This is a genomic window from Corallococcus sp. CA054B (assembly GCF_003611625.1).
Classification (GTDB): domain Bacteria; phylum Myxococcota; class Myxococcia; order Myxococcales; family Myxococcaceae; genus Corallococcus; species Corallococcus coralloides.
This window is the reverse complement of sequence record NZ_RAVY01000028.1, coordinates 1-25,960: the sequence shown is the minus strand read 5'-3', so window position 1 is coordinate 25,960 and position 25,960 is coordinate 1. Positions and strand designations below refer to the sequence as shown.

Sequence of the window (25,960 nt, the reverse complement as noted above, 5' to 3'; positions counted from 1 at the left end):
CATGGAAGAGGAACGCGGAAGGGCCTGGGGGCCCTGGCTGGTGACGGCGCTGGTGGCGGTGCTCGCGGGGCTGGTGCTCTATCTGTCGCATCGCAGCACGACCCGCGCGGACGCGGAGGCGGCGGCTGCCGCTGCCCGGGCCAGCGAAGCGGAGGCCACGAAGGAGCAGCTGGCGGCGAAGCTGTCCGCGCTGGAGGCGGAACACGCGAAGCTGACCACGGAGAAGGATCAGCTCAACACGGAGAAGGAGCAGCTCAGCCAGACCGTGCAGGAGCAGGAGGCGGAGCTCACCCGGCTGAAGGCCACCTACGAGGACCTCCAGGACAAGCTGAAGAAGGAGATCGCCGAGGGCGCCATCCGCCTGTCGCAGGACGGAGGCCGCCTCCAGGTGGACCTGGTCGACAAGGTCCTCTTCGATTCAGGCGACGCCAGCATCAGCACGCGCGGCCAGGAGGTCCTCACCCGCCTGGGCGGCGTGCTGTCCAAGGTGGATGACAAGCTCATCCAGGTGTCGGGCCACACGGACGACTCGCCCCCCACGCAGAAGCTCCAGGCCACCTTCCCCACCAACTGGGAGCTGTCCGTCGCGCGCGCCGTCAACGTCGTGCGCTTCCTCCAGGAGAAGGGCGGCGTTCCCGCGAAGCGCATGCTCGCGGCCGGCTACGGCGACACGCGGCCCCTGGGGGCCAATGCCTCGCCGCAGGGCCGCGCGCGCAACCGCCGCATCGAGCTGCTGTTGATCCCGGAGCTGGCCGCGAAGAGAAACACCGCCATCGCGAAAGCAGCGGCCCCCGCGAAGGCGGCCCCCGTGAAGGGGGCTCCCGCGAAGGCCACCGCCGTGAAGCCTGCCGTCGGGAAGAAATCCACGTCCGGCCGGTAGAGGCGCGCGGGCGTTATTCGGAGAGGTGGCGGGACGCCCGCCACCTCTTTCCGTTGAACAGGTAGACCCAGGTGGCGTTGCCCTCGCCCCAGTCGACCAGCCCCTGCCGTGCCGTCTTGGGTACGCCATGGGGGCCCGGCTTGGACCGGATGCCGTAGAGCTGGAGGCAACTCACCTCGCGCGGCAGGGGGAGCACCTCCCGCACCTTCCCGTCCTTCGTGAACAGCACCCGCACCGGCACGGAGCCGTTGCACGAATAGCCCTTGCCCGGGAACGCGTAGTCCGGCTGCCCATCCTTGTCGAAGTCCCCCTGGACGCAGGGCCACCCGTCCGTCTTCAAGGCGTTCAGGTCCACGCCGATCTGCTCGAGCTGGGCGGTCGCCGTGCCGGGCGTCCCCACGCAGAGGCAGCGCCAGTTCTCCACCGGCGAACACGCCGGATCCGCGGGAGCGATCGCTACGCGCTCACCTTCCGGCTTCGCGGGCGGAGAGGCCTCCGCCAATCCCACGGCCAGCGGAAGAGCCCACGGCCACATCCAACGCATCCGCATCATTCGTCGCTCCTGGTGCCCATCCGTCGATGGGCATATCAGGAACAGTCCGAGGTGGAGGCCCTTCAACACAACAACCATGGTTACATTCAAATCAAACCTGTCTCGAATTCACTCTGAGTTCATGGCCACGCTCGCCTGCAGGGCGTCCAATGACACCCACCCGAGTCATATGGCTGGGTATTGCTTTTTCTCAGGAATCAATAGACAGTCAATCCAACCTTCCTGCCCTGACGACCGGGACCGCACGGGCATGAAGGCACTCCATCCTATCCTGTGACTGACCCGCGCTTGGGGAGCGCGTCGTGCGGCAATGGGGGTCGATCCGCCTTCGCGTCCGTGAACAGGAAGGAATCTCTCCAGACATGACGTCCAGGCTCAGGGGGGCCGGGGCGTATCAGGAGCTGTTCCATTGAAAAGACAGACTGTGAAGCAAGACCCCGCACCGCTCTGGTGGTGCGTCACGGCATTGCTTGCCCTGAGCGCGGGCTGTGGCGAATCCTTGCCCGACGCGGAGCCAGAGTCCCCGCGGCCCCTGAAGGTTGCCCAGGGCCGACTCGCGGCGGGCTTGGAGGTGCAGGGCGTGGCCGCGGGCGCGTACCACTCACTGGCCGTCAAGAACGATGGCGTGGTCTGGAGCTGGGGGCAGAACACGGATGGGCAGCTGGGACAGGGAACCGCCAGCGCGTCGCCCCAGCCGACGCCGCTGCCCATCACCCTGCCCCGCCGGATGACCGCGGTGGCGGCGGGGAGCGGGCATTCCCTGGCGCTCGACGAGACGGGCCATGTCTGGGCCTGGGGACGCAACGACAAGGGGCAGGCGGGAGGGCTGCCCGCGAACGCCCGGGTCCTGGCGCCAACGCAGGTTCCCGCCCTGAGCGGCATCACCGCGATCTCCGCGCGCGCGGACCTGTCGCTCGCCGTGGATGCGAACGGCGACCTGTGGGCGTGGGGGCAGAACACGGACGGCGAGCTGGGCCAGGGCATGGCGGACACGGCGGCCCATGCGGTGCCCGTGAAGGTCGTGGTGCCAGCGCTCGCGGCGGGAGATGCGTACCTCCCTGCCGGGCCCACGGCGAACCCGCAGGACATCTACAAGTTCACCAAGGTCGCGGCGGGTGGACACCATGTCCTCGCGCTGACCCGGAGCGGACGCGTCTGGAGCTGGGGGCGCAACGCCTCCTCGCAGGTGGGAACGAACGAAGCGACCGAGGCGCCGGTGCTGACGCCGACCCTCCTGCGCTTCGAGTCCCTCGTGGCGGACATCGCGGCGGGTGAGCACCACTCCCTCCTGGTGGACACGGGGGACCGCAAGCCCTGGGCCTGGGGGTTGAACACCTCCGGTCAGGCGAGCCGGACGTGGAACGGGCTGGACCAGCCTGTCACCCCCTTCCCGACCTATCCGCAGGGCTGGACCTTCATGGGGAGCGCGATTGCCGCCGGCGATGCGTTCTCGCTCTTCATCGGTGCACCCAACGTCGGACAGATTCGCGCTTGGGGTGACAACGTCTTCGGACAGGTCGGCGATGGCAGCGGGCTGCGCCAACCCGAGCCGGTGGCGGTCCGTCAGTACAAGGAGCCGTATGGTCTGGCGGACACGGAGTACATGCTCGCCATCTCCGCGGGCGCCCGCCACGCCCTGGCGGTACATAACGGCTGTCCGGCCATCTGGGCCTGGGGTGACAACAGCCAGGGCCAGCTGGGGCTTCCGGGAGGCGTCTCCGCGCCGGTCCTCTACGCGCAGCGGAGCCTGCCCTTGCGGCGGTTCTACCGCGACACGGACGGTGACGGCTTCGGAGACCCGGTCCAGTTCGAACAGGTGTGCGAGCCTTCCGAAGGCTTCGTGGAGGGAATCGACTGCGACGACACCCGCCCGGGAATCCACCCGGCTGCCACGGAAGTGTGCGACGGCCTCGACAACAACTGCGACGGCGCGGTGGACGACAACGGCTGCGCGGTCTGGTACCGGGACGCGGACGGCGACGGGTACGGAAACCCCAGTGACACGAAGCAGTCCGGCATCCAGCCGCAGGGCTACGTGGCCACCGGTACGGACTGCGACGACACGCGCGCGAACGTCGCTCCCGGCAAGGCCGAGGCCTGCGACGGACTGGACAACAACTGCAACGCGCAGGTGGACGAAGGGGTGGGCTCGACGTGGTACCGCGACGCGGACGGTGATGGCCATGGCAACTCCAGCCAGTCGACCGTCGCGTGTTCGCAGCCCTCGGGCTACGTCTCCAACGCCAGCGACTGCAACGACACCAATGGGAGCATCCGGCCTGAGGCCCCGGAGGTCTGTGATGGCCAGGACAACAATTGCAACGGGCAGGCCGATGAAGGCGTGAGCGCCCTCTGGTACCGGGACGCGGATGGTGACGGCTACGGCAACCCGGGCAACTCCGCCGCGGCCTGCGGCCAGCCTTCGGGCTACGTGGCCAACTCCAGTGACTGCAACGACGCCAATGGGAGCATCCGGCCCGGTGCGGCGGAAGCCTGCGACGGCGTGGACAACAACTGCAATGGCGCCGTGGATGAGGGCACGGGCTCGACGTGGTACTACGACGGCGACGGTGACGGCTATGGAACCTCGCAGTCGACCAGGGCGTGTTCCAGGCCCTCGGGATATGCCGGCAACTCGGGCGACTGCAACGACTCCAACCCGAACATCCGGCCCGGCGCCACGGAGGTCTGCGACAACGTGGACAACAACTGCAACGGCTCCGTGGATGATGGGGTGGGCCCGACCTGGTACTACGACAGCGACAAGGACGGCTATGGCTGGATCATCACGGCGCAGGCGTGCACGGCCCCGCCGGGCTATATCGCCCGCGGGGGCGACTGCAATGACTTCAACGCGAGCATGTACCCTGGGGCGACCGAGGTCTGCGACGGCTTGGACAACAACTGCAACGGCGCCGTGGATGATGGCGTGGGTCCGACCTGGTACCTGGACTACGACAGCGATGGTTACGGCGGGAGCCAGTCGAGACGGGCGTGCTCGCAGCCTTCGGGCTACGTCGCCAACTCCAGCGACTGCGACGACTTCAGCTCCGTCGTCTGGCCCGGGGCCCCGGAGGTCTGTGACTGGCAAGACAACAACTGCAACGGCCTGTCGGACGAGGGCCTGGGAGCGTGGTACGCCGACGGCGATGGTGACGGTTACGGCAATCCGCTGGGGCTGGCGTACAACTGCATCCAGCCTTCCGGCTACGTCGCCAACGCCTCGGACTGCGACGACTCCAACCCGGCCATCCATCCCGGGCGTGCGGAGGTCTGCGATAGCCTGGACAACAACTGCAATGGCGCCTCCGACGAAGGCGGCGTCTGCGCACCGGTCTGCCCCTCGGATGAGACCGCGTGCGGCAATCTGTGTGTCGACCTCTCCAGTGACTTCAACAACTGCGGAAGCTGCGGCCGCCGATGCTCGAACTACAAGTTCGAGTGCAGGCAAGGCAGCTGCGTGCAGTACTAGCTGGGATTGAACCGCGGCTCCTGAGCCGTCCGGGGAAGAGGCGGTCAGGCGATGAAGGCCTGGCCGCCTCTTCTTGCGTCGTGCGGTGGCCCGTTACCGGAACTGCCACGCCCGGACGTAGTTGACCTCGAACGAGTTGCCTTCACCCGTCGGGGTCGTGCTGTCCGGCGTGCCGCTCGCGCTGCCGAACCACAGGTCCAGCAGGAGGTACATCGGGTCGCCCATGGACACGTTGACGGTGAGGAACGGCTGCCCGTCGAAGTAGAAGGTCTGCCGGTTCGCCTCCCACTTCACGCCGTAGACGTGGAAGGCCGCCGACAGGTCGGGGGTCTGCAACATGCGGGAGCCGGCGTTGCCATTGCTGGAGCCGTTGGGCCACACGGTGGCGGCGAAGGCGACCGGGTGCAGGCTGGAGTCACCCCAGCCGCTGTTGGGGCCACCGCCCGGGTACGCCTCCATGATGTCGATTTCGGGGCGGCGGTCGCCCGGGTGGGCGAAGAGCCAGAACGCCGGCCACACGCCCTTGCCGATGGGCAGCTTCGCCTGCATCTCGAAGTAGCCGTAGCGCTGCTGGAACTTCCCATCCGTGTCGAGGGTCCGGTTGAAGAAGTTGCCGCTGGCGTCGCGCTGCGGCCAGATCTTCAGCACGCCGTTGCGGACCGCGTAGTTGAGGGTGGGGTTCGACGTCTCGTACCAGATGTGATCATTCCACACGCTGGTGTTGAAGCCGTTGTTGAACTCCTCGGAGAAGGTCAGCACGTAGGCGCTCGCGTCCTGTCCCACGGGGCCGTTGCCCGTCGGCTGCCCACCACCGACGGTGAGCGTTCCGACGGTGTAGCGCAGCTCGTTGTCGGCCGTGACGCCGCTGCCCGTCGTCAGCGCCACGCGCTGCATGGGCGAGGCGATGTTGTAGAGCCCCACGCGAACCGTGTACGTGCCCGAGGCGAGGTTCGTGGGGAGCGCCACGACGCGGTTGTAGGCGATGGCGCCGCTCCAGGTCGCCGTGCTGACTGGCGGCAGGTGGTCCGCGCCCAGGTTGGGGTACTGCACGCCGTTCGCATCCACCAGGTGGACGAAGACGTAATAGCTCTGGCTCATCGGCACTGCGTTGAACCGCAGCCCCATCGTCACGTTCTGCCCGGCCTGGCCGGACAGGTTGGGAGTGGAGAGCTGGAGGACCTGGGTGGTGGCGGGCTGCTGCGCGCTCACGGTGAGCGTTCCGACGGTGTAGCGGAGCTGATCATCGACGGTGACGCCGCTCCCCATCGCCAGGGCCACGCGGCCCCAGGGCGAGTGCGTCTGCGAGAGACCGACCCGGATGCTGTAGGTGCCCAACGGCATCGACGATGGAAGCGTCACGGTGCGGTTGTACGCAACGGCCCCGCTCCACTGCGACGTACCGACCGGCGGGAAGTGGTCCGCGCCGTCAGGAGCGTGGTTCACGCCGTTCGAGTCGATGAAGTGGATGAAGACGTTGTAGTTCTCCGCCTGCGGCACGGCGTTGAACCGCATCGCCACCGTCACGGCCTGGCCGGGCTGCGACGACAGGCTGGGCGTGCCTAGCCGCTGCACGGTGCTCGTCTGGGCCGCGCTGACCGCGGGGATCAGCGCCAGGAGCAAGGCGGCGAAGAGCGAAGCGGGACTTCGTCTGGACGACGTCATGGGGATCTCCGGGGAGGGGACGAACGCACTGATTGATCCGCAGTGCGCTCTTCACGGCTATACCCGAAAGTCCGTTTGTCCAGACCTTGAAATCAGTCCTGCTTCAGGGTGCGGAACACTGCCGGCAACTCCTGCTCACCCAGCCCCGCGCCCAGAGCCCGCCGGTAGTTCTCCAGCAGCTCCCGCGGGAAGCGGGCGCTGATGCGGGCGTCCGTGCTCAGCCGGACGATGTGCTCGATGGCCGCGACATGGGTGTTGAGGCTGCACTGCTGGCCGGTGAAGTCGTTGCGCGCGATCATGTCCTGCGCGGCGTCCGCGGTGACGGAGATCAATCCCAGGAAGGAGTTCTTCTGGGCGAAGAAGGCCTTCGGGTCCAGCCCCTCGGCCTGGCACATCGCCGCGGCGTGGAGGACCGCCAGGGAGCCTCCGTAGTAGGCCTCGAGGATCGCGCAGTCGAGCGTCGCGGCGGAGCCGATCTTCTCGTCGACGTAGACGGAGTTCCTGGCGATGGCCTTGAGGGTCTCCTGGTGCCGGTCGAACACCGCTCGCGCCCCGGCGTAGTAGACCGTCGCGTAGTCGGTGGCCACGAACGCGGGATAGGCGAGGATCGCCGCATCCAGGTAGTCCACGCCGTGGGCCCTCGCCCACTCCAGGCCTCCGCGCGCATCCGCCGGTGAGCCGCTGGTGAGCTGGACCAGCGTCGTTCCCGCCAGCGCCGACGCGACGATCTGCGAGGCGACCAGCTCCGACCACGCCGCGTAGTTGGACAGCGAGACAACCACGAGCGACCGCCCGGTGACGGCCTCCACCAGGTTCTCGAACGCGACGGTGCCACCGCCCACGGCCCTGGCCTTGCCCGGCGTCCGGTTCCACACCGCGACGTCGTGCCCCGCTGAGGCGAAGGCTCGCGCCAGCGCGCTGCCCATGAGACCACTGCCAATCACCGCGAGCTTCGTCGAACGGCTGGACGTCATCGTCACGCTCCTGTTGTGAGGCACCCAGCCTCGAAGCACGCGCACTCCACGTCAACCCGGACACTTGCCGAACGGCCTGGCCACCCAGCCCTGTCCCCCTTGCTCGCCTTCCTGCCTGGCGTCCTTCCTCACTCCAGGTGCGCCCGCACTGCGTCATCCCCATCCCTCCCCCCGAGGAGACACCATGGCCAGGAAGATGAAAGCGGCGCAGGTGCAGAAGGCGGGCGGCACGCTCGAGGTGATTGAGCGTGAGGTCCCCGAGCCCGGTCCCGGGCAGGTCCGGATCGCGGTGGAGGCGTGTGGCGTCTGCCACAGCGACGCCATCACCAAGGAAGGCTGGATGCCCATCCAGTACCCCCGGGTTCCGGGCCACGAAGTCGTGGGCCGCATTGAACGGGTGGGCCCTGGCGTGACGGCCTGGAAGGAAGGACAGCACGTCGGCGTGGGCTGGCACGGAGGCCATTGCGGCCAGTGTGTCGCGTGCCGCAGCGGCGACTTCGTCACCTGTGAGAAGCAGCAGATCTGCGGCATCAGCTATGACGGTGGCTATGCCGAGTACCTGGTCGCGCCCCAGGAGGCGCTGGCCCGGGTCCCGGAGGGGATGAGCTCCGAGGATGCCGCGCCCCTGCTCTGCGCGGGCGTCACCACGTACAACTCCCTGCGCAACATGGGCGCGCGGCCGGGGGACCTGGTCGCGGTGCAAGGCATTGGCGGCCTGGGCCACCTGGCCATCCAGTACGCCAGCAAGTTCGGCTACCGCACCGCCGCCATCTCGCGTGGCGCGGACAAGAAGGCCCTGGCGATGGAGCTGGGCGCGCACGAGTACATCGACACGGAGAAGGGCAAGCCCGCGGAGGCCCTCCAGAAGCTCGGGGGCGCGCGCGTCATCATGATGACCGCGTCGAGCAGCAGCCTCGCGGGCGAGCTCCTTGGAGGCCTGGGACGCAACGGCACCCTGCTGCTGCTGGGCGCGGGCTCGGAGCCCATCCCCGTGAGCAGCCTGTCCATGATTGGAAAGCGCACGCGCATCCAGGGCTGGCCCAGCGGCGTGCCCCAGGACTCGCAGGAGGCCATGGCCTTCAGCGCGCTCGTGGGCGTGCGCTCGCGCAACGAGGTGTTCCCCCTGGACCGCGCGGCGGAGGCCTACGAGCGGATGATGAGCAACAAGGCCCGCTTCCGGGTGGTGCTCAAGATGCGCTGACTTGCCGGGGAACGGCCGGGGTGGGGATGCTTGCGCCGTCCTCTTCCCCGGTGCCCTCCGCATGTCCCCTGCCCGTCCGCTCCTCCGCCTCGCGGCGCTGTCCCTCACCCTGGCCCTCCCGGCTCCCACCTGGGCCGAGGAGGCTCCGCCCTCCGTGCGTGAGCGCGAAGCCGCGCTGCTCGTGGGGAGCGTGCTGGGGGCAACGCCCATGTTGGAAGACCTGCGCTCGCTGGTGGATGAAGTGGGCGGGAGGGCCACGGGCTCCGAAGCCAACCAGCGCTCCGTGTCCTGGGCGCTGGAGCGCTTCCGCGCCGCGGGCGTGACGGCGCGCGCGGAGCCCTTCCCCATGCCGGCGCTGTGGCTGGAGCGCGCCGCCACCGCGTCCGTGAAGGGCCAGGACGTGAGCTTCGCCCCGCGCGTGGCCGCGATGCCCTTCTCCACCGCCACGCCCAAGGGAGGCCTCACCGCTTCGCTGCTGGACGCGGGCCGGGGCACCGAAACGGACTTCAAGCGCCTGGGCACGAAGGCGCGCGGCTCGTACCTGCTGGTGGAGACGGACGAACTCAAGGACGTCGACGGGCTCTTCCGCGAGTACGACGAGGCGGCGACCATCGAGTCCCGCGCGTTCGCCGCGGGCGTGACTGGCGTCGTCTACATGGGCAGCCGGCCGGGCAATCAGCTCTACCGGCACAGCGTCTCGGTGGGCCCCAGGAACACCCGCCCCATGCTGGTGATGGAGCGCGACGGCGCGAAGCGCGCGCTGCGGCTGCTGCGCTCCGGCAAGACGCTGAACCTCACCGCGGTGTTGGACCTGCGAACGGGCGGCCCCTACGAGTCACGCAACGTCATTGGCGAGATTCGCGGCACCACGCATCCCGATGAGGTCGTCGTGCTGGGGGCGCACCTGGACAGCTGGGACCTGGGCGGCGGCGCGCTGGACAACGGCGCCAACGTCGCGATGCTGCTCGACCTCGCACGGCAGATGCAGCGCCTGGGGCTGAAGCCCGCGCGCACCCTGCGCTTCGCGCTGTGGAACGGCGAGGAGCAGGGCATGCACGGCTCGGCTGGCTATGCGCGCACGCACGCGGCGGAGCTGGACCGGCACACCCTGGCGCTGTCGGTGGACATCGGCTGCGGGCGCATCACCGGCTTCTACACGAACGGCCGGCCCGCGCTGGTGCCGCTGGTGGACAAGGCCTTGAAGCCGGTGACGGGCCTGGGCCCCTTCGCGCAGGTGGACGTGCCGGTGGTGGGCACCGACAACTTCGACTTCATGATGCACGGCGTGGCCAACCTCATCGCCAACCAGGAGCCGGCCACGTACGGGCCCAACTACCACGCGCGCTCGGACGAGTTCGAACAGTGCGACGCGCGCACGCTGCGCGCCAATGCGGCCGTGGTGGGCGCGCTCGCGTGGGGCTTCGCGACGATGGAAGAGAAGCTGCCCCGGCAGAGCCGCGCGGAGGTGGAAGCACTCGTGCGCGACACCGACCTGGGCCAGCAGATGAAGTCGTTCAACGTCTGGGAGGAATGGACCGCCGGCACCCGGGGGCACCCGCTCGACGGGAAGCCCGTCCAGGCACCGCGCTGAACCGGGCGGCCATCCAGTCCCCAGGCCTCTCGCCTGGGGAACAGGCCCGACGGCCTCAGAGCGCCGCTGGCTGCTCCTGGTGCATCCGGGCCTCCACCTGGCGCTGGATGACCAACAGCTGGTCGAGCCTGTCTCTCAGCTCCTCACGCAGCTCGAGCTTGTCGGTGCGGACGATCTCATCCCGCAGCGCATCAGCGCTTTCGGCCAGCACTGCGTGGAGCAGGTGGATCTGCTGCTGGGAGAACTCCAGGACCATGGGACACCTCATCGTCAGGAGAACAGCGCGCGGCACACACCATGAAGTGTAAGCACGCGCTCGCCCACTGCCCCTGACGCGGCCGGCATTGCCTGGCCGGGTGTCTGGTCTCCTACACCCAGGGTGCGGCGCCCCGAAGCCGGGTGGCCGCACCCCAGGGATGGCTCAGCGCAGCGCGATGAGCGAGGCCACGAGCAGCGACACGACGCTCATGACCTTGATGAGGATGGCCACGCCCGGACCGGACGTGTCCTTGAAGGGGTCGCCCACCATGTCGCCCACGACGGCGGCCTTGTGGACGGCCGAGCCCTTGGCGTGACCCGGCAGCTTGCCCTTCTCGATGAACTTCTTGGCGTTGTCCCACGCACCGCCCGCGTTGGCCATGTAGAGGGCCATGGTGGCGCCGACGACGAGCGAGCCGGCCAGGAGGCCCGCCAGGGCGAGGGGCCCCAGCACCCAGCCCACCAGCGGCGGGGCGACGATGGCGATCAGGCCCGGGAAGATCATCTCGCGCAGCGCGCTCTTGGTGGAGATGTCGACGATCTTCTTGGGGTCCGGCTCGGCCTTGAGCTCCATCAGGCCGGGGATCTCACGGAACTGACGGCCAATCTCCTCCACGATGGCGCCAGCGGCGCGACCCACCGCGAGCATGGTGGAAGCGCCCACCAGGAACGGGAGGATGGAGCCCAGGAGCAGGCCCACGATGACGTTCGGGTTGGTCAGCTCCAGGCTCATCTCCGCCAGGCCGTTGGCGACGCGGGTGTGATTGACCTCCAGGTTGAACGCGGAGAACAGCGCGATGACCGTGAGGGTCGCGGAGCCGATGGCGAAGCCCTTGCCGATGGCGGCCGTGGTGTTGCCCACTGCGTCCAGCTCGTCGGTGATGGCGCGCACTTCCGGGCCCAGGCCGGACATCTCGGAGATGCCGCCCGCGTTGTCGGAGATGGGGCCGTACGCGTCCACCGTCATCACGACGGCGGTACCGCCCAGCATGCCCACCGCCGACAGCGCGATGCCGTACAGGCCGAGCGCGCGGTCCGCGATGTAGGCCACCAGGGCGATGGTGGCCATGGAGATGCCCACGCTCTCCATGCCGACGGCGAGGCCGCGGATGAGGTTGGTGCCCGCGCCCGTGATGGAGGACTCCGCGATGCGCTGCACCGGCGTGGACGACGTGTAGTAGTCCGTGACGAGGCCGATGATGGCGCCGCCGAAGGCACCCGCCGCCAGCGCGATGGTGATGTTCTGGGACAGGCCGAACACGTTCATCAGCACGAACGACAGACCCACCAGGATGACGGGGGGCATGATGAGCGCGCTGCGCAGCACCTGCGCGGGGTTCATGTGCTTGAGCGCGCGGGCGATGAAGATGCTCAGCAGGCTGACGACCAGACCGATGGCGGACAGCACCAGCGGGAGGATGACGCCGGCCAGCTTCGCGTTGCCCGTCGCGTTCGTGTCCACCACGAGGCGGGAGAGCTCCGTCGCGTTGGCGGTCAGCGCGATGGCCATGGCGGCGACGATGGCGGCCACCATGGACTCGTAGATGTCCGCGCCCATGCCGGCCACGTCGCCCACGTTGTCACCCACGTTGTCGGCGATGACGCCGGGGTTGCGCGGGTCGTCCTCGGGGATGTTCTCGATGACCTTGCCGGCGATGTCGGAGCCCACGTCCGCGGCCTTGGTGTAGATGCCGCCGCCCACGCGCGCGAAGAGCGCGATGGAGCTGGCGCCCACGGCGAACGAGTGGAGGATGGGGGACAGCTCCGGGCTGGAGCGGAACACGTAGTAGACGACGCCCATGCCGATGAGGCCCAGGCCGGCGACGGCGAGGCCCATCACGGCGCCGCCATCCAGCGCGACGAGCAGCGCGTTCGGCTTGGAGCCCGTGCGCGCGGCCTGCGCGGTGCGCACGTTCGCGAACGTCGCGGCCTTCATGCCGATGTAGCCCGCGAGCAGCGACAGGAACGCACCCGCCACGAAGCTCGCGCTGGCGATCGGGCCCAGCGCCAGGCCGATGGCGATCGCCACGACCACGCAGTAGACCGCGAGCACCTTGTATTCGCGGACGAGGAACGCCATCGCGCCTTCGCGGATGTAGCCCGCGATGCGGTTCATCGTCGCGTCACCATCGGGGAGACCCTTGACGCGGAAGTAGAAGAACGCAGCGAAGAGCAGACCGACGGCGCCGATGACGCTCGGTGCGATCGCCCAGAATTCAGATTCGAGACTCGACAACTCCATCCGTTCCTCCAGAGCAGTCCCGGGGGCCCCTGACCGCTCACCCTGCGGATCGCTCGCGTGCCGCGCGAAATGTGCGGAGGGCCTATACGTGATTTCAGGGCAAGCGGGGAGCCTCCTCGGAGCGGACGGCCCCACCCGGGTCCTTGACGCAGTAGGAGTTCAAAGGGATCCGGCGGGGCCTGGAGGGCCCATCGAGTGGATTGAAGTACCCGGATTCACTGGTGATTCAGCTCGACACAGGGGGAGGTTTCACCGCCACCCCGGGGTTGGAGCGCCACCGCGAGTTCCAGCCACAGCGGCATGCCGGTTCGCGGGGGGGGCGTACCCCCAGCACCTGGACATGCCAGCATGACGCCCCAAGGAGATGGAATGCCCGCTTCTCTCTTCCTCGAGCAACTCACGTTCAGCGGCGGCGAGCGCATCCCGCTCGAACCCGACGCCATCGTCGTCATCGTCGGGCCCAACAACGCCGGCAAGAGCGTGACCCTCCGGGAGATCTTCAGCCAGTCCGGTGAGACGAACAATCACGTCGTCGTCCACGCGGACGTGGGCCGTCTTGGGACAACCGACGAGTTCCTGGAGCGGATGGCTCCGTATCGTCTGGCCGAAGCCGGGTACTACCAACTCCAGTCACTGCAAGCCCCGAAGTATTCGAAGGCCGTCAACAGCTTCGTGGGCTTCACGCCTGACACCGTAGATGAAGATTGGCTCCGGAATGCGTGGGAGCGAAAAGGCTTGAGCATTCTCAACAGGCTCTTCTTCGGCCTGATGGACCTCTCTACCCGCATCAGGGCCACCGACCCTGCGGACGTCTTCAACCTTACGAGCGACATCCCATACCACCCCATCCAGAAGATGTGCGTCGATCCGGCCCTGGCGGAGCGGCTCAGTCGCTACTTCCGACGAGCCTTCGGACAGGCGCTCATCGTCAACCGGACCGCGGGCACCAAGATGCCCCTCCACTGCGGCACGGCACCTCCCCTGGATCCCGGCGAAGATCGGGTCTCCCCCAGCTACGCCAGGAAGCTCCAGGCGCTTCCCCTACTCCAGGACCAGGGCGACGGGATGCGCAGCTTCGCGGGCTGCATCCTTGATGTCACGGCCTCCGACAAGCATGTCGTCATGATCGACGAACCCGAGGCGTTCCTTCACCCGCCCCAGGCGCGCTTCCTCGGGACGCTGTTGGCGAAGGAGAAGCCCGCCGGGCGCCAGCTCGTCATCGCGACCCACAGCGGGGATCTGCTCCGGGGCCTGCTGGATGCCAACCCGGCCTCGCTCCAGATCATCCGCCTCACGCGCGAGGGAAACCTCAACCACGCGCGGACACTGGACAAGGACCGGATCCGCACGCTCTGGAATGAGCCCATCCTCCGTTTCTCCAACCCCCTGGATAGCCTCTTCCACGAGCAGGTCGTGCTCTGCGAGGCGGACGGAGATTGCCGCTTCTATGCCGCACTCCTGGAAGCGACCCGGTCCGAGGACACGGACTCCCGGATGCCCGACGTCATGTTCACGAGCACGGGTGGCAAACACAAAATCCCGACCATCGCCAAGGCCCTCGCCAGCATCGGCATCCCCACGCGCATGGTCGTGGACTTCGACATCCTGAACAGCGAATCCCCTCTCAAGGAGGCCGTCGAGGCCCTCGGAGGCAACTGGGACGACTTCCGACCTCGCTGGAAGCAGGTCAAGGCCGGCATCGAGCAACGCAAGCCGGAGCTCGAAACCACCCACGTCCAGAAGGAGATCCAGAAGCTCCTGAACCAGGTCACCACCGCGACCTTCCCCATGGACGTGGCCAAGAGCATCCGGGACGTGCTCAGGCGCGCCTCGCCCTGGGATGAAGCGAAGCTGCTCGGCGTGAACGCGGTCCCCAAGGGAGAGCTTCGCCAGGTGGCCGAGACGCTCCTCGCGGACCTGAAGCGCCTGGGGCTCTTCGTCGTGGAGTGTGGAGAGATGGAGAGCTTCGTCCCCACCGTCGGAGGACATGGAAACGCCTGGCTCGCGGAGGTGTTGCGCATGAACCTCCGGCAGGATCCCCACCTCGAACACGCCAGAAGGTTCGTCCAGGCGCTCTTTTCACCCCGGCCCGACGCCAAAGCCTGACTCGCGGCATCTGTCACGCGTCCGCGAGGTATGGCAGGAGCCCCGGCCATGAGCTTGCGTTTGGGGATCCTGGGGCTGGTGGAGAAGCATCCGGAGGATGGGCGCGCGTGGGACCTGCTCGCCAACACGCGGACACGTCCGCCACCCAGGAGCAGGCCCGCCAGCGCGCCGCGGAGCTGCTGCCGGACAGCCCCTCCGCCCAGAACAGCCTGGCCTGGTACTACGTGACCACGGACCAGCCCCAGAAGGGGCTCGCCCCGGCCCAGCGCGCGGTGCGGTTGATGCCGGGCAACTCGGCCATCCTCGACACGCAGGCGGCGCTGTTCTTCCAGACCGGACGGTGCCGGGAGGCCGTGGCCATGGGGCGGCGTGCGCTCGACATGCTCCACGAAGGCGTCCCGGATGCGGCGCGCCAGGACTTCAAGCGGATCGTCACCGTCTTCGAGACGAAGTGCGTCCCCGCGCCGTCGGCGCAGTCGAACCAGCCCCAGTTGACGGAAGGCGGCATGAGACAGCTACACCGCGTCTCATGCATCCTCACCTCGCGTCTCGAATCCCCTGGCGGGCCAGCGCCCTGGCCCTGCTCTGCATGAACGTGGCATGTGATTCATTGCCCGCCGCGGAGCCCTCCCCCTCCTCGCCGCTCGCCACGTCCGAAGCCCGGCTGGACCCACCGACGCAGTTCTCCGACGTGGCCTTCGTGGGCACCGCCGCGTGTTCCAACGACTACAGCCGCATCGACAACTGTTACAACGCGGAGAACCCCCAGCGCCCCAGCATCTTCCGCGAGGTGTCGGCGGCCTGGCGCCCCCATCGCGCGGCCAGCACCACGCCGCTGTCCGTGCGCCCCTCGGCGCTCACCGGCGTGATGCAGCCCTTCCCTCCGTTCGAATACGACAACGGCTGGAACGCGCCGCGCACGCCCGAGTCCGCGGACGCAGCCCAGGCCATCCAGGTGATGCCCTTCAACCGGGGCAGCAACGACGGGCGGCTCTTCGTGCGCGGGGGCTGCCGTGGCTGCGCGGAGGGCTCCACCCTCTACACCTTCCGTCCGGAGCTGCTGGGCCCGGACTTCCGCTACGACTTCGCCCAGAAGGGCACCCGCTACGTGCAGCCCACGTGGCAGCCGGGGCTCCATCCCTTCGTCGCCTTCAACCCGATGCCCGGCTACACCCGGCTTGCGGCGAAGAACAACGGCGACTTTCCGGACATGCTCCACAGCACGCTGTGCGAGGACTCCGTGTCGTCGCTGAACGCGGCGGGCCGCGGCCGCAACCCGCTGGCGTGCCGGGCCCGCTACGAGGCCACCTCGCCGTGGGTTTCCGGGGACTGCTACGACATCTCGCTCGTCTACGGAATGGTCGCCTCCGACGGGAAGCGCTGGGAGCTGCGCTCCACGGCGCTCACCGTCTTCGTGCGCAATCCCAAGCTCGTGACGGCGGGCGACTCCGTGGGCGGAGGGACCGCGAACTGGGGCCTCTGGGTCTACCCGCGCAACCCCGAAGGCGAGCTCAAGTCCCTGCCCACCTGGGACCTGCCGCCGTTCCGGCCGTTCAACGTCCACGACTCCAACTGGGGCGACATGAACGCCGGCTCCGCGTACAGCGTCCCCGGGACGCCGGACACCATCGACTGGCGCAAGCTGTTCACGCAGAACCCCAGCTTCCAGTGCTACACCCCCAAGAAGATCCTCGGCATCACCTTCTACGTCCGCAACACCGCCGCCACCGCGCCCAAGTGGTGCCAGTTCTTCGACCGGCAGAGCTTCGCGGGCGACCTGAAGGTGGAGGACGACGAGGACGCCGTCATCGGCAACGGCGGCACGTGGAACGGCATCGTCGGCAGCGGGCCGGATGAGAAGCACCTGGCGATGTTCGAGCCCGCGACCAGCGGCGATGGGCGGATGCTCATCCTGAACATGGGCGGCCTCTTCTACGCGTCCTCAAACGACATCTGCCAGGCCGCGAGCTGGAACCACTTCAAGCCCATCAGCATGATGCCCATGGACCCCGCGGTGAACACCCGCTACGAACTGGCCCGCTCGCAGGTCATCAATGGCCAGCCACGCAACTTCCGCGACACGCTGGGCAACCCCATCCCCTTCGGCGTGCGCAACCAGGGCGCGTACGCGTGGCTGGACCGCGAGGGCAAGAACCTGTTCTTCGCGGCGAAGAACAACCCCCATGACGGCTACTACGCGCGGCAGGTGTTGAGGGAGGAGCGCTTCGCGCCCTTCTCCTACTTGGATCAGCTGTGGAGCGCGCCCACGTCCGACGCGGACCGGGCCCGCTTCAATCCGGACCGCGCGCCGGCGCAGGCCATCAGCGTGCTGGGGGCCTGGACGCACGGCAAGGCCGTCATCCTGGACAACGGCATGAGCATCACCGACCTGGGAGGCAACAGCGAGGACCACTTCCAGCGCACCTACTCCCTGCGCCTCTACGCGGGCGCGGACCTGTCCCTGTCGCCCAGGGGCAGCTCGCAGCTGTTCTCCTTCGAGAACCAGCTCAACACCTTCAATGCCTTGCGCCCCACGCTGCCCTTCGACGTGGTGTGGAACTTCCAATCCAACACCCAGCGCAACTCCGAGGTGGCCTTCGACGACTACCTCAACAAGCGCGCCTTCGTGGTGGCGCACATGAACGCGGCCATGCGCATGGACGTGTCTCCCGAAGGTCCCTGGCGCGCGGAGACCTTCCCGCAGGATGGCTTCATGCCCACCCGCAACGCGTGGGCCTACGTGCGCGGAGGCGACGTCGCGGACTTCCGCTTCGTGCGCAACCCGCTGGCGCAGAACGCGGCCACGGGCAGCCCGGTGTTCGGCACGGACGGGCCGCAGCCTCCGGGCTCCGTCCGGCTGCGGGGCGGCGCGCGCATCGAGCCGGTGGCCCTGGGCGGCGTCAGCGGCAAGGGCGTCTGGCTGGATGGCCGCAACGACTTCATGGACATGGGCTACCCGGTGGATGGCTCGCGCCGCGACTGGCTGTTCGGCATCTGGCTGGACTCCCGCATGGCTCCGCCGCCCGTCCCCTGGCCCGGCGGCGTCTCACGCACCGTGCCGCGCACCCTGTTCTACTTCTCCGACAACTCGTGGGTGGGCCTGGTGCAGGCGGTCGACGGCTACTCCAACACCTGGCACGAGCTCACCGGCTACAACGGCCAGACGGGCTCCACGTTCACCGTGAACCTGGGTTCGCTGGTGCAGCCCGGCACGTACTTCCACTTCGGCATGAAGGTCTACACGCTCGCCGGGCAGCGGAAGCTCACGTTCTACATCAACGGCACGGCGCATTCGTCGCTGACCGTGGCCTCGTGGGACCTGGGCTTCGACCCGATGTACAACTCCATGAACGGCTGGACGTGGATGACGGTCGGCGACCCCGGTCCCGACTTCGTCCGGGGACAGGCGCGGATGCCCTTCCATGGCTGGGTGGATGAGCTGCGCATCTACGCGCTCTCCCCCGGAGACGCGACGCGGCCCTGGGTGGAGGAGTTGCTGTGCAACCAGGCCCTGGGAACGACCGTGGACCTGACCTACCGCGCCTCGGAGGTGTACTCGCCGGTGCTGGAGACGCTGCGCTCGCGTTCGTATCAGTACCCGCTCTCGTCGGGCCGGGCGCTGTGTGAGCAGCTGCGGCTGGAGTCCTACGTGGAGCCGCTGGATTACCCGGCCCAGTCGGGCGAGCACCTGTGCATCGACCGCGTGCACAAGAATCCCCAGCCGGTGCAGCAGTGGCGCGAGCGCTGTCTGCGTCCGTCGATGATGGCCATGCCCCATCTGGAGGCGGACCTGCCTCGGCCGGACTCCACCAGCAACGCCTTCTGTCAGTCGTGCCACACGTCCAGCGCGCCGCTGCCGGGCCTGCGGATGGGCGCCCTGACCGCGGGCAGCGTCAATCGCCACCAGGATCCACGCCGCCAGCCGATGAACGTCCCGGCGGTCCTGGGTGGAGCCGTGCCGCCCTGGCTGCTCGTGCGCGTGGATCAGCCGGACGGCACCTTCACGCTGGATCACCACTTCGACTGGCTCAACGCTCCGTGAGCGCGGTGGGGACCTCCCGTGCGAGCAGGAGGTCCCGCAGCCGTGCCGTCTGGTCCGCGCTCCAGCCTTCGGGCCGCAGGAGCGCGGCCCAGCCGTCCACGTGCTCGGCGGTGTAGACGTGGCCGTGGCCCGCGGGCACCTCCATGCCCAGGGGCAGGTCCGCCGTCACCTGCCAGAACGTCACGAAGGGGATCCACACCATCTGGTCCAGGACGTCATCGCCTCGCGGCTCACGCAGCCAGTCCGGCCGCTGCACCAGGAGCCGGGGACTCCACCAGATGATGGGGTCGGAGGGATGCAGCAGGTACAGCACGCGCGAGTCTCCCCACGGCGCGGACGCGGGCGGGATGTCCGTCCCCGGCCGGCGGCTGAAGCGGACGATGCGGCCCTGACGGTAGATGGGCTCCACCTCGGGGCTGCCCGGGTCCCGGTGGTCGGTGAACGCGCGATACAGGGTGTTGAAGTTCGGCGGGCCCACGAAGAGGACTCCGTCGGTGCGGTTGGCCAGGTCCCGCTCGCCGCTGAACGCGGTCTCTCCACCGTAGGAGCCCAGGCTCTCTCCGAACACCAGCAGCTTCGGCCGCTGGCCGGGAGGAAGCCGCGACCAGCGCTCATGGACTTCGTCGAAGAGCGCCCGGCCTGACTCCCGCGCCCGCGCCTGATCCACCAGGACGGAGAGCCACGACCACAGATGCGAGTACTGCATGGCGACGACTGCGGAGTCACCGCCGGTCATGTACTCGAAGGCGTCCACGGCCTCCGGCACCACCCAGCCACTGCCCGTGGTCGTCACCACCAGCAGGTACGCGCGGTCGAAGCCGCCAGCCCGCTCCAGGTCATCGACCGCGAGCGCGGCGCGGGCCTCCGCATCTGGCGCGGAGGCATAGCCCGCGTACGCGCGAATGGGTTCCTTCACCGCCGTGCCATGGAAGCGCGAGAGCTCTTCGACCGAGGGCCCGCGCCCGATGAAGTTGCGCCCTTCCCGTCCCAGGGACTCCCACGGAATGGGTGAGCCCGGGCCCCCGGAGCGCAGTGCTGTACTCGGTGGCACCACGCCCTCGTCGGTCATCGTGTCCTGCACCTCCAGCGTGCGGTCCGCGGCGGAGATGAGCCCGTCCCACAGCAAGCCGCTGGCCACCAGCGCGGTGAGCACCACGACGGCCAGTCCGCTCGTCGCCCGGGCCACGCGAGGCCCGATGTGTCTTGAGAGCCGCGAAGCCAACGCGCGGGACACGGCACGCAGGCCACGCCCCACGGCGATGATCACGAAGAAGACGACCGCAGCGACAACGGGAGCGAACAGATATCCCGCGCGGCCCGGAGAGGGCATGCCCATGAGCTCCCGCAGGCGCTGTTGCCAATGCCAGCCGAGCAGCAGCGCGCCCGCCAGCGCCACGGCGGCCACGATGAAGAAGCCCTGCCATGCGCGACGGTGGGGCGTCCTCGCGGGACGGTCCGCGAACTCCCGCCAGAGCCAGGCCCCCAGGCACCCGAGCCCATAGCCGATGGCCGCGCTGAGGCCGCTGACGAACCCCTGGAACGGCCCGCTGCGAGGCAGCAGCGACGGAGTGAAAGCCAGACAGGCGAAGAGGAGCGCCACCCAGGCCCCCGGCAAGGTGTAGCGGAGCCAGCAAGGCCATGTCCGGCTGGCACGTCGGGTCTGGCGCACCGCGACGGGTTGGTCGGCGTGGGTGAGGAAGTGCTCCATGCGAACTCCCCGCGAGTGCGCAGGCTCTCCGGAGCGCACTCCAGAGGGTAGGCCCCAAGACCGCTCCCCAGCAGCGAGCGCATGCCATGTCTGGCTCCGTGACTGCCAATGGATTCAGCCGCCGGGTGGGCCTGCTCGCACTCCCCGCGAAGTGCCTGATAGCCTTACCGGATGCTTCCCCGTGCCCTCGCTCCCACCCTGTTCGGTGCCTCGGTCCTGTGGCCACTGCATGCGCTCGCCTGCATCAACGCGATGGACTCCGCAGCGAGGGACTTCAATCTGCCCTTTTGGGGCGAGCTGTTCCTCTGGACCGCGGGCGCGGTGATCATGAACCGCGTCGTCGTCCACAATGTCTGGGGACCGACCGTGAAGGAACAGCCCCGGCCAACGGCCGCGCGCCGGAATTTCTTCCTGGTCATTGGCGTCGCCCTCGTCCTGTTGCTGGCAACGGCCTGGGTGGGCGGAAGTTTCATGGACGTCAGCGCTCAGGCTCTCTCCTATTGCGCGATAAGCATTCGCGGCGTGGTGGTGCTGATGGCCAGCCCCATCGTGCTCTTCGTCCTGCAAGCCCTCTACTTCCACGGGCCGGGCCGGCGGCGGTTTTGTGGCACAAGACGCAAGGCCATCATGAGCCTGGTGCTCACGTCGGCCGTCCTGGTGTGGGGATTGGGGACGGCCCGCGAGTCCCTCATCTTCCCGGAGCTCATGTGCCACAACGTGCGGCTCAGCTACTGGTCCTCCTCCTCCTACGACTGAGCGACCTTCGTGGCATTGCGCGTCCCTCTCCTCGGCACCCTGGCCGGTGTCGCGCTCGTCGTGGCCGTGGCCGGTGGTGGCTATGTGCCCATCCGTGACGCGGACGTGCTGGCGCTGCGCCTGCGGACGCGGGTGCTCGCCCCCACGAAGCCCTCACCGGCGACGCCAAGGGAGGCCGTGGAGCATTTCCAGTGCAATCGCTGTCATGTCGTCCCCGGACTCGGACCGGTGTCCGCGCGCCTGAGCGAGAACTGCGTCACGTGCCATCAGGCCATCGCCGCGGGGAGGATGGACCTCTGGTACAAGCGGGCGGAGGTCGAGCGGTGGAAGGGACACATCAACCACCTGGTGAGGACCCCGGACCTCGGCTCGCTGGGCCAGCGGGTCAAGCGCGAGTGGCTCGTCTCCTGGCTCCAGGCGCCGCACGTGGTGAGGCCGCTCTACGGCGCCACCATGCCCCGGATGAAGGTGGGCCCGAAGGACGCGGAGCTGCTCGCGGACTTCTTCGCGGTGACCGAGCAGGAGTCGGCGGAACCCTCGAAAGGTGATGTGGAGGCAGGCCGGGCGCTCTACGCGGAGCACGCATGCGCGAGCTGTCACTACCGGGGAGACTCCCCGCTCGCGTCCCTGCGCTACGGCGCGCCGGAGTTCAACAGCCCCTCGGCCCGGAGGCAGGCCCCCGACCTGCGCCACGTGCGTGACCGCATGTCCCTGGCGCAACTGCGGAGCTGGCTGACGGATCCGCGCCGCATCCTCCCCGACACGGAGATGCCCACCTTCCGGTTCACCCCGAAGCAGGTCGAAGACCTGGCGGCCTTCCTGCGCGAGCCCCTGCCCCAGGTGGCGGAAGCGCCACGGTCCCGGTACCAACCCAAGCGGCTGGAGCGAGAGGTCCACTATCCAGAGGTCGCGCAGAAGCTCACACGGCACCTTTGCTACCACTGTCACTCCGACCTGCGGCGGCCCGGAGATCAGGGGCCGGGGAACTCGGGCGGGTTCGGCTACGGCGGTGCCTCACTCGACCTGGCCACGCGCGAAGGCCTGCTCCGCGGCATCCGGCGCGACGGCCAGTTCCGCGGGCTCCCGGATCGACTGGAGGATGGGACGCCCCGGCTGGTGGCCGCGCTGCTCGCACGGCAGGGAGAGCTGGACGGGCACTTCCAGCCGGGCGTGCTGGGCATGCCCCTGGGCCTGCCGCCCATTCCCGAAGAGGACATCGATCTCATCTTCTCGTGGATTGAGCAGGGCGCGCCCGAGTAGCTCGAAAGCGGATTCGCACCTCACCCCGGAGTATTCCCCTTGGCTCGCTTTCCATGGACTACCCTGTCCATGGGGATGAACCCGGGGGAGAGGCACGTCGCTTGAGCATTCGGAATGTCATCGTCATCGGAGGCACGGGCGACATCGGACGCGCCGTCGTCCACAAGCTGCGCGCGGAGGGGCTGCGCGTGGTGTGCGCCGCGAGTGACGTGACGACGGAGACGGCGGATTGCCTGCACGTGGACGTCACGCGCGAGGACTCCGTGAGGGCGCTGTTCGAACGGGCGGAGGCGGAGACGGGTCCTGTCGAGGTCCTGGTCAACTGCGCGGGCGTCGGAGTCTTCACGCCGCTCCATGAGACGTCCCTCGAGGACTGGAACCGGACCCTGGACGTGAACCTCACGGGCACGTTCCTGTGCGCGCGCGAGGCCTTCCGGTGGATGAAGCCCCGGGGCGGCGGGCGGATCATCCACATCGGGTCCGTGAGCGACCACCTCACGCTGCCCTTGAACGGGGCCTACGCCGCGACGAAGCATGGCGTCCGGGGACTGACCGGCGTCCTGAACGAGGAGGGCAAGGCGTTCGGCATCCGCGCCACCCTGCTGTCGCTCGGTGCCGTCTACACCTCCTTCTGGAAGTCGCGGCCGGAGTTCAGTCCGGCAGACATGCTCGCCGTGGAGGACGTGGCCCAGTGCATCTGGGAGATCGCGATGAAGCCCCCGAACGTGCGGATCGACGAGCTGCGCCTCGTCCCGCCGCAGGGGGTCCTCTGATGAAGCCGCAGCCAAAGGCACCTGTCGCCGTCGTCACCGGAGCCAGCCGGGGGATTGGAGCGGCCATCGCCACCCTGCTGTCCCGGACCGGGTTCGAGGTGGTCCTGGTGTCCCGTGATGTCGCCGCGCTGGAGCAACTCCAGAAGCAGCTCTTCGACGCCGGAGGCCGCGCGTGGCCGCTGGCCTGTGACGTCGCGAACCGGGACGAGGTGGAGTCAGCGCTCGGCCGGCTCGAAGCGAAGGTGGGCGTGCCCCAGGTGCTCGTGAACAACGCGGGCCTGGGTGGGCCGTTTCATCGCGCGGACGAGGTGAGCGTCGCCGAGTGGGATCTGCTGTTCGGCGTGAACGTGGAGGGCGTGCGCAACCTGTGTCAGTGGGCGCTGCCGCGAATGAAGGCGGAAGGCCATGGGCGCATCGTGAACGTCGCGTCCATCATGGGCCTCTTCGGTGGCGCGCAGTCGTCCACCTACGCGGCCACCAAGCACGCGCTCGTGGGCTACTCGAAGGCCATCGCCGCGGAGTGGGGAGCCTACGGCATCACCTGCAACGCGGTCTGTCCCGGATACATCGAGACGGACATGCTGGCGAACGCCCCCACTGCGTCACGCCAGCGCTTGCAGGAGCGCATCCCCGTGAAGCGCTTCGGAACGCCAGAAGAGGTGGCGGGGCTGGTGGCGTTCCTCGTGGGGCCCGCTGGCGGCTACGTCAACGGGAGCGCCCTGGTGATGGACGGTGGGCTGTCCTCCCATCTGGCGTCAGACCTGCCGTCATTCTGAGTCGCGAAGCAGCACCTGCTCCAGCAGCACGCGCAGCTCCTGCTCCAGCCCTGGCACCGAAGCGCCGCGCAGGTTCCCGCCGCCCCGGAAGAGCGACAGACCTTCGAAGAGGGCGACCAGCAGGGCCGCTCGCCGCTCCCTACGTGCCGGGGTGAGTCCGGGGGACAGCTCCCGCAGCAGCTCCACGACGCCCGCGCGATAGCCGGCGTAGAAGACCGCGAGCGCGTCGGCGACCATGGCGTCCCTCGCGGCCATCGCCCACAGCTCCGCGAAGAACTGGCAGGCGTGGGGTGAGTCCTGGTCCTCCAGGATGGCGTCCACGGCGAGCCGAAGCCGCTGCGCCGGTTCGCTTCCGCCCCCCGCCATCCGCTCGCGGACCCGCTGGAGGGCCTGCTCCAGGTAGCGCGCCAGCAGGGCCCGCACCACGTCCTGCTTGGTGGGGAAGTAGTACTGGAGGTTCCCCAGGCTCACCCCCGCGCGCTGGGCCACGACGCGCAAGCTGAGGCCCGCGTAGCCGTCACCGGCCAGGACCTCCATGGTCGCGTCGAGGATGCGCTCCACGCGCTCGGTGCCCTTGGCATGCACCGCGGTCCCCTTCCGGGGGCTCGCCGAGGGAAGTGTCCCGGGCTCCTTCTTGCTCGTGCGGCGGGCCATCACGCCGCCTCGCGCGCCAGGCGCTCGTCGATCCGGACCGCGACGCCGCAGGCACGCAGGGTGGCCAGCGTCTCCTCGGGCCGGGGCTCATGCTCCGGGAACCACACGCCCGGGGGTGGCGGCAGCGCGCCATCCAATCCCAGGAGCCGCTCGGCGCCCACCAGCGCTCCGACGGCGGTGAGATGGGCCTGTCCCAGGGGATCCACCACCTCGATGCGGACGTGCCCCCGCTCGCCCTCCACGTCCGCCACCCACGCGGCTTCGCCCCCGGTGTTGCTGCCGGCGAGCAGCGTGCGGCGCAGTGGCGTCCAGCGGGGATGCTGGAGCAACCGCAGGATGCCCAGCCGCTGGAGGGCGACGAGCGTCCAGGTCGCGAAGCCCGAGTCGAAGCCCAGCCGCGTCGTCACCGTCCGCGCGCCCAGCACGCGGGGCAGCGTCGCCTGTTCGGGCGTGTCGAGCCGGAAGACCCGGGTATGGCGTCCGTCGGAGAACCTCACCCGCCGGCCGTCCGTCAGCGGCAGCACCTGCCGCTCCTCCCCGCCCTCCATCACCTCGAAGGACAGGCCCAGCCGGTCCATGTACTCCAACGAGTCTGGCCCGGCCTGATCCGCGAGCGCGAAGCGGATGGCCACCTCCACACGCTCCAGGCGCCCCACCCGCCCCGCGGCCATCGCCACGAGGCGAGGAACCAGCCCCGCCATCCACGCGGATCCGAGCAGCACCGGCGCGCCCGGCGTCGCACCGGAGAGCCGCAGCACCGTGGCCTTCAGCCGGGACGTCCACCGGGTGATGTCCAGCACGGGCACCCCGGCGCGCGACGCCGCCAGCAGCAGCGTGTCCTCCGGATCATTGACCAGGGACAGCACGGCCCGGGGCTTCCCACCCAGCGCCGCCAACGCCTGGGGCGAGCGGACATCCAGCGCGACCCCCTCCGCCCGTCCCAGCCGCGCGGCCAGTTCCCTGGCGGGTGCCTCCCTGCGCCCTGCGATGAGCAGCGGCAGGTCCGGGTGACGCTCCCTCAGCAACAAGGCGACCTGCGCCCCCACCACCCC

Annotated in this window: 19 protein-coding genes; 11 read left to right on the top strand and 8 right to left on the bottom strand. The window is 68.9% G+C overall.

Annotated features, from left to right (window positions below; genetic code table 11):
• Nucleotide 1: 1 nt before the first annotated feature.
• Entirely contained in the window at nucleotides 2-880 is an 879-nt protein-coding gene (locus tag D7V80_RS09955; protein WP_120587928.1) for a flagellar motor protein MotB, read from the top strand.
• Between the two features lie 13 nt (nucleotides 881-893).
• On the opposite strand, the gene D7V80_RS09950 is transcribed toward D7V80_RS09955, so the two are convergent.
• The gene (locus D7V80_RS09950; RefSeq protein WP_120587927.1) at nucleotides 894-1,433 is read right to left on the bottom strand and encodes a hypothetical protein; all 540 of its coding nucleotides are present in this window, start codon (nucleotides 1,431-1,433) and stop codon (nucleotides 894-896) included.
• A gap of 409 nt (nucleotides 1,434-1,842) precedes the next feature.
• Between D7V80_RS09950 and D7V80_RS09945 the strand changes: the two genes are divergently transcribed.
• The gene (locus D7V80_RS09945; protein ID WP_120587926.1) at nucleotides 1,843-4,905 is read left to right on the top strand and encodes a MopE-related protein; all 3,063 of its coding nucleotides are present in this window, start codon (nucleotides 1,843-1,845) and stop codon (nucleotides 4,903-4,905) included.
• Nucleotides 4,906-4,998: 93 nt separating this feature from the next.
• On the opposite strand, the gene D7V80_RS42185 is transcribed toward D7V80_RS09945, so the two are convergent.
• On the bottom strand, nucleotides 4,999-6,567 hold the full coding sequence (locus D7V80_RS42185; protein ID WP_199738475.1) for a family 16 glycosylhydrolase: 1,569 nt from the start codon (nucleotides 6,565-6,567) through the stop codon (nucleotides 4,999-5,001).
• 92 nt (nucleotides 6,568-6,659) lie between these two features.
• Nucleotides 6,660-7,541 (bottom strand): NAD(P)-dependent oxidoreductase, encoded by an 882-nt coding sequence (locus D7V80_RS09935; RefSeq protein ID WP_120587925.1) that lies wholly within the window; start codon nucleotides 7,539-7,541, stop codon nucleotides 6,660-6,662.
• A gap of 184 nt (nucleotides 7,542-7,725) precedes the next feature.
• On the opposite strand from D7V80_RS09935, the gene D7V80_RS09930 reads away from it, so the two are divergent.
• Nucleotides 7,726-8,742 carry an alcohol dehydrogenase gene (locus D7V80_RS09930; protein WP_120587924.1) on the top strand — a complete coding sequence of 339 codons (1,017 nt, stop codon included), beginning with the start codon at nucleotides 7,726-7,728 and terminating at the stop codon, nucleotides 8,740-8,742.
• A 61-nt stretch (nucleotides 8,743-8,803) separates the two neighbouring features.
• Nucleotides 8,804-10,333, top strand: coding sequence for a M28 family metallopeptidase (locus D7V80_RS09925; protein ID WP_120587923.1), 1,530 nt, complete (start codon nucleotides 8,804-8,806; stop codon nucleotides 10,331-10,333).
• A 55-nt stretch (nucleotides 10,334-10,388) separates the two neighbouring features.
• Here the strand turns inward: D7V80_RS09925 and D7V80_RS09920 are convergent, their stop codons facing one another.
• Together D7V80_RS09920 and D7V80_RS09915 are read right to left on the bottom strand one after the other, a co-directional pair.
• Entirely contained in the window at nucleotides 10,389-10,589 is a 201-nt protein-coding gene (locus tag D7V80_RS09920; RefSeq protein WP_120587922.1) for a hypothetical protein, read from the bottom strand.
• A gap of 165 nt (nucleotides 10,590-10,754) precedes the next feature.
• Complete coding sequence (locus D7V80_RS09915) at nucleotides 10,755-12,833, bottom strand: sodium-translocating pyrophosphatase (protein WP_120587921.1); 2,079 nt, start codon at nucleotides 12,831-12,833, stop codon at nucleotides 10,755-10,757.
• A gap of 369 nt (nucleotides 12,834-13,202) precedes the next feature.
• Here D7V80_RS09915 and D7V80_RS09910 point away from each other — a divergent pair, with 369 nt between their 5' ends.
• From D7V80_RS09910 to D7V80_RS09900, 3 genes are all read left to right on the top strand, one after another.
• The gene (locus D7V80_RS09910; protein ID WP_158616586.1) at nucleotides 13,203-14,939 is read left to right on the top strand and encodes an ATP-dependent endonuclease; all 1,737 of its coding nucleotides are present in this window, start codon (nucleotides 13,203-13,205) and stop codon (nucleotides 14,937-14,939) included.
• Between the two features lie 107 nt (nucleotides 14,940-15,046).
• The gene (locus D7V80_RS09905) at nucleotides 15,047-15,532 is read left to right on the top strand and encodes a tetratricopeptide repeat protein (RefSeq protein WP_120587919.1); all 486 of its coding nucleotides are present in this window, start codon (nucleotides 15,047-15,049) and stop codon (nucleotides 15,530-15,532) included.
• Nucleotides 15,529-18,981, top strand: coding sequence for a LamG domain-containing protein (locus D7V80_RS09900; RefSeq protein WP_147447032.1), 3,453 nt, complete (start codon nucleotides 15,529-15,531; stop codon nucleotides 18,979-18,981). The genes D7V80_RS09905 and D7V80_RS09900 overlap by 4 nt, the downstream gene beginning before the upstream one ends.
• Here D7V80_RS09900 and D7V80_RS09895 read toward each other — a convergent pair.
• Complete coding sequence (locus D7V80_RS09895) at nucleotides 18,968-20,581, bottom strand: alpha/beta-hydrolase family protein (RefSeq protein WP_233585239.1); 1,614 nt, start codon at nucleotides 20,579-20,581, stop codon at nucleotides 18,968-18,970. The two genes, D7V80_RS09900 and D7V80_RS09895, sit on opposite strands and share 14 nt — an antisense overlap.
• Before the next feature lie 279 nt (nucleotides 20,582-20,860).
• On the opposite strand from D7V80_RS09895, the gene D7V80_RS09890 reads away from it, so the two are divergent.
• From D7V80_RS09890 to D7V80_RS09875, 4 genes are all read left to right on the top strand, one after another.
• Nucleotides 20,861-21,445 (top strand): hypothetical protein, encoded by a 585-nt coding sequence (locus tag D7V80_RS09890; protein ID WP_120587916.1) that lies wholly within the window; start codon nucleotides 20,861-20,863, stop codon nucleotides 21,443-21,445.
• A 9-nt stretch (nucleotides 21,446-21,454) separates the two neighbouring features.
• Entirely contained in the window at nucleotides 21,455-22,705 is a 1,251-nt protein-coding gene (locus tag D7V80_RS09885) for a cytochrome c family protein (protein ID WP_120587915.1), read from the top strand.
• A 101-nt stretch (nucleotides 22,706-22,806) separates the two neighbouring features.
• Nucleotides 22,807-23,478: an SDR family oxidoreductase gene (locus tag D7V80_RS09880; protein WP_120587914.1), complete on the top strand. Its 672-nt coding sequence runs from the start codon at nucleotides 22,807-22,809 to the stop codon at nucleotides 23,476-23,478.
• A complete protein-coding gene (locus D7V80_RS09875; RefSeq protein ID WP_120587913.1) occupies nucleotides 23,478-24,254 on the top strand; it encodes an SDR family NAD(P)-dependent oxidoreductase in 777 nt (258 codons plus the stop codon). The genes D7V80_RS09880 and D7V80_RS09875 overlap by 1 nt, the downstream gene beginning before the upstream one ends.
• Here D7V80_RS09875 and D7V80_RS09870 read toward each other — a convergent pair.
• Together D7V80_RS09870 and D7V80_RS09865 are read right to left on the bottom strand one after the other, a co-directional pair.
• Nucleotides 24,246-24,908, bottom strand: coding sequence for a TetR/AcrR family transcriptional regulator (locus D7V80_RS09870; RefSeq protein WP_120587912.1), 663 nt, complete (start codon nucleotides 24,906-24,908; stop codon nucleotides 24,246-24,248). The two genes, D7V80_RS09875 and D7V80_RS09870, sit on opposite strands and share 9 nt — an antisense overlap.
• Nucleotides 24,908-25,960: saccharopine dehydrogenase family protein (locus D7V80_RS09865; RefSeq protein ID WP_120587911.1), on the bottom strand; the 1,053-nt coding region annotated here is incomplete at its 5' end. The genes D7V80_RS09865 and D7V80_RS09870, both read right to left, overlap by 1 nt.